The organism is Bacillus sp. 05T31 (assembly GCF_056396725.1).
This window is the reverse complement of the sequence record NZ_JBFTMA010000430.1, coordinates 1-3749: the sequence shown is the minus strand read 5'-3', so window position 1 is coordinate 3749 and position 3749 is coordinate 1. Positions and strand designations below refer to the sequence as shown.

General features: G+C 34.1%; 5 protein-coding genes and 1 pseudogene. 1 reads left to right on the top strand and 5 read right to left on the bottom strand.

Features of this window, described 5'->3' with window-relative positions:
• Window positions 1-105 (bottom strand): annotated as a pseudogene (locus AC1DJR_RS21150) (cytochrome P450); the annotation flags it as partial.
• A 140-nt stretch (window positions 106-245) separates the two neighbouring features.
• Between AC1DJR_RS21150 and AC1DJR_RS21145 the strand changes: the two are divergent.
• Window positions 246-743, top strand: coding sequence for a PadR family transcriptional regulator (locus AC1DJR_RS21145; RefSeq protein ID WP_088033681.1), 498 nt, complete (start codon window positions 246-248; stop codon window positions 741-743).
• Between the two features lie 102 nt (window positions 744-845).
• On the opposite strand, the gene AC1DJR_RS21140 is transcribed toward AC1DJR_RS21145, so the two are convergent.
• From AC1DJR_RS21140 to AC1DJR_RS21125, 4 genes are all read right to left on the bottom strand, one after another.
• Window positions 846-1001: a DUF1540 domain-containing protein gene (locus tag AC1DJR_RS21140; RefSeq protein WP_000046089.1), complete on the bottom strand. Its 156-nt coding sequence runs from the start codon at window positions 999-1001 to the stop codon at window positions 846-848.
• 73 nt (window positions 1002-1074) lie between these two features.
• Window positions 1075-1704, bottom strand: coding sequence for a Vat family streptogramin A O-acetyltransferase (locus AC1DJR_RS21135; RefSeq protein WP_429687195.1), 630 nt, complete (start codon window positions 1702-1704; stop codon window positions 1075-1077).
• Entirely contained in the window at window positions 1694-2977 is a 1284-nt protein-coding gene (locus AC1DJR_RS21130) for an MFS transporter (protein ID WP_002127654.1), read from the bottom strand. The genes AC1DJR_RS21135 and AC1DJR_RS21130 overlap by 11 nt, the downstream gene beginning before the upstream one ends.
• A gap of 267 nt (window positions 2978-3244) precedes the next feature.
• Window positions 3245-3749, bottom strand: a 505-nt coding sequence (locus AC1DJR_RS21125) for a cytochrome P450 (RefSeq protein WP_477003435.1), incomplete at its 5' end; no start/stop codon positions are given.

Sequence of the window (3749 nt, the reverse complement as noted above, 5' to 3'; positions counted from 1 at the left end):
GTTATCCCTCATAAATTCATACCACTCATACGGATTCCACAATTCTTCTTTTGTTTTCAGCTTTGAAATTTCATGAACTAAAATCACATTTTCAGGCGAAGCCATAGTTCTTTCCTCCCTTTTCTTTTACAATAAAAGTGATAGGTCGGTAGTTCAAAGTTGTATAATCTAACATATGTTATTTTAACATATGTTAAAGGAGATTTTTCATTGGAGAACTTGAGAAATATATAAGGGGGATTTTTATGTACGTTGACATTTTATTACTAGCAGAATTAACGACTGGACCAAAACATGGATATGAAATAAAGAAAAATGTTCAAAATCGGTTAGGTGAGAATTTCGAATTAAATCATAATACACTGTATCCCGCTCTTCGGCGCTTCGAAAATATGGGCGCTATAACGAAAAAAATACATAAACAAGTCGGAAAGCCAAACCGAAATATGTACGACATAACTGAAACAGGAGAAGAAATTTTTTCTGAAATGTTAAGAGAGTTTCCCGAAAAGATTGCGACAAATAACGCTGAGTTCCTTGTGCGTATCGCRCTATTTGAAAAACTTGATTACGAAGCTAGAAAAGAAATTTTAACAATACGCCAAGACGTACTACATAAACAACTTACTGCTATTCAATCTTTACATGTTAGCTCATCTTTTATTACAGAAGTCATTGAATTTAGTAAATCACGTATTGAACATGAATTGCTCTGGATTGCATCACTTATGAAGAAAATATGAAAAAATAAAAAGAAAAGTTAAAAACAATGAATGAAAATGAGATTTATTATCAATACTATAATTAATAAAAGGGCAACCACGATTTGGCTACCCTTCAAAAATTTATACTTCTGGATCAAAAGTTTTGCAATCTGTTTCTTCAGTTGTAGATGCATGTTTACCTTTATGACTTACTACATAAATTGCATCTGCACTACATTTATTGCCGTTAGCCCAAAATTTACAGTTGTTTACTTCACATAAAACGTCTTGTGCCATAGTATCACACCTCCTTGTTCTATTATCATTAACAAAATTCGGAGGTATGATACTATTTGTCATGCATTTTTTATTACCTTTTTAACTTTCTTAATGATTCAATATCTCCTTGTACAATAGCATCTATATTTTCGGTTATTTTTTCAATGTCAAAATGCCACCATTGAATTTGCAATAATTCTTCTATTATTGTATTTGTGAATCGTTCCTTTATTTTATTTGCAGGGTTTCCGCCAACAATTGTATATGGTACGACATCTCTAGTCACAACGGATTTAGCTGCAATGATTGCACCATCCCCTATTTTTATTCCGGGCATAATAGTTGTATCCATACCAATCCAAACGTCATTTCCTATAACTGTATCACCTTTGTAAGGTAAATCAGACAAACTAGGTGTATACTTCTCCCACCCATTTCCAAATATATTAAATGGATATGCCGAAAATCCATCCATCCGGTGATTCGCTCCGTTCATAATAAAGGTAACTCCATTTGCAATACAACAAAACTTTCCAATGGTAAGCCTATCCCCAATAAATTCATAATGATATAATACTCGATCTTCAAATGTTTCTTCATCTTTCGCATCATAATAAGAATAGTCACCAACAAATATATTAGATTTCGTTATTGTATTTTTTATAAAATGAACGTTTTGATTTCCTTCAATAGGGTATTTAACATTTGGATTAGGATTCATGTTGCACAGCACTTCCTTTACCATTCATTTCACTTTCTACTGCTATTACTGGCTTTAAATTGTATATAGGTAAAATAAACAATAATCCAATTATAAATAGTAGAGCCGTCCCCTCGTACATCGTACCTAATGAAAACATCTCCTTTAAGGAACCAGCTATACTCATCGTTACTACCATTGAACCGGTGAATAGTGGACTTAAAATGCCGTTCACGCGACCAATAAAATCGGTATCGCTATTTTGAATAATGAGCGTATTAATACCAATTTGGATACATGGAAGAGCTAAACCACTAAAAAGTTGTGCCGTAAGTGTCACCCATAAATTTGTGGAGTAGCCTATAATACCAATTCCAATTGCCTGACCGAGCATCCCTACAATTAACATCTTTTGGGGAGCAACGTTTTTCGCAAATACCATCGCTAAAGCCCCGCCAACAATCATTCCCGCACCATTTACTGTTAGTAACCATTGTAAACTCTCTTTTGATAACCCTAACTGCTCAGTCACAATAAAGATGCCTAGTGGCTGAATTAAACCTATACCTAGTCCAGCTGCCATAAAACAAAACCCTAGCAAAGTTAATGCTTTTTTCTTTTTTACATATTTAATACCATCCAGCATTTCCTGTAACAGCGTAATTTCTTTCTTCTCATTATCATTCTCAAGATCTTTCGGAAGAAATAACAACACAGCTGCTGCAAGTAAAAAAGCGATACCTGTTATGATGATTGAAATATAAATTCCAAAACTATGAAAAATAAATGTTCCAAGAATCGGTCCTAACACCATAAAAATCGCAAATATTGTTTGATATATAGACATCGCTAATTGAATTTGTTCCGTTGATAAATGCTGTTTAAACAACTTCATACCAGATGGTTGAGAAAACTGCGAAAGGATTGCAGAAATAAGCGTCACAAAAAACACGATTTTCCACGTTCCAAACATAAGAGTAATTAATACAGCGAATACGGAAATAGAACTTAACGTCTCACACCATATCATTGTCTTCTTTGGCTTCCACCTATCAGCAAAAGTTCCACCAATGAATGAGAAAATAAAAATGGGAGCAAATTCAGCAACTGAAATCATCGAAATTGCGAATGCATCTCCTTTTGTCATTTCCATAACATAAAGTAATATCGCAAAGTTACGAACCCAAATTCCAACTTGTAAAAATAATGCTGATGCTAGAATCCCTTGCACAAATCGATTTTTTAATACTTGTGATACCCCATGATTTTGTTTCGTTTCTGCAGTCGTCGACATAAAAAAGCCTCCTATTTCGTGTTCTGAACAGGAGGCAGCACAAATCATATGAAAAGACTATATATTCGCAGTGCGAAACACATCCCTTTTCTATACATGCACATACTAATCCTATTCAGAAGAATATTTCGTTTTTTAACGAAGATCTCTTACAAATAGAATTAGTTGATCATTGGGATGTTTTCACCCTTCCGTTTCGAATTTAAATAACACATACATACTCTATGTTAATCATTTGTCGTGTATGCATGTCTCAATATAACTATTCTAAAAAGACAATGGTAATTCCTCTAAAGAACGCATTAAATAATTACCTTGCCAATTAATTTTTTCACGCTCACCTTTTATTTGTAACGATGGCATCCGTTTAAACAAAGTAGTAATAGCAATCTTTGCTTCCAACCTAGCAAGTGGTGCTCCTAGGCAGAAATGACTACCATGCCCAAAGGCAATGTGACGGTTATTTTCTCGTGTAATATCAAATACTTCTGGGTTTTCAAATACTGTTTCATCACGGTTTGCTGAAGCTAATGCGATAATAACCATATCTCCTTTTTGGATTGTTTGTTCGTGAATTTGAAACGGCTCAGCCGCCCATCTTGCAGTCGTCACCTCAACTGGAGAATAATAACGCAATCCTTCCTCAATAGCTGAATCAATTAATTTCGGATTATCTTTTAATAATTGTAATTGCTTCGGATTTTCAAGAAGTGCTAATACCGTATTCGTAATTAAATTCACTGTTGTCTCATGTCCTGCTACGATTAACAGC

Bases quoted from the DNA above. Each gene is read 5' to 3' on its own strand.
- AC1DJR_RS21135 (WP_429687195.1), bottom strand. From the start codon at position 1,704: ATGAATCCTAATCCAAATGTTAAATACCCTATTGAAGGAAATCAAAAC.
- AC1DJR_RS21130 (WP_002127654.1), bottom strand. From the start codon at position 2,977: ATGTCGACGACTGCAGAAACGAAACAAAATCATGGGGTATCACAAGTA.
- AC1DJR_RS21140 (WP_000046089.1), bottom strand. From the start codon at position 1,001: ATGGCACAAGACGTTTTATGTGAAGTAAACAACTGTAAATTTTGGGCT.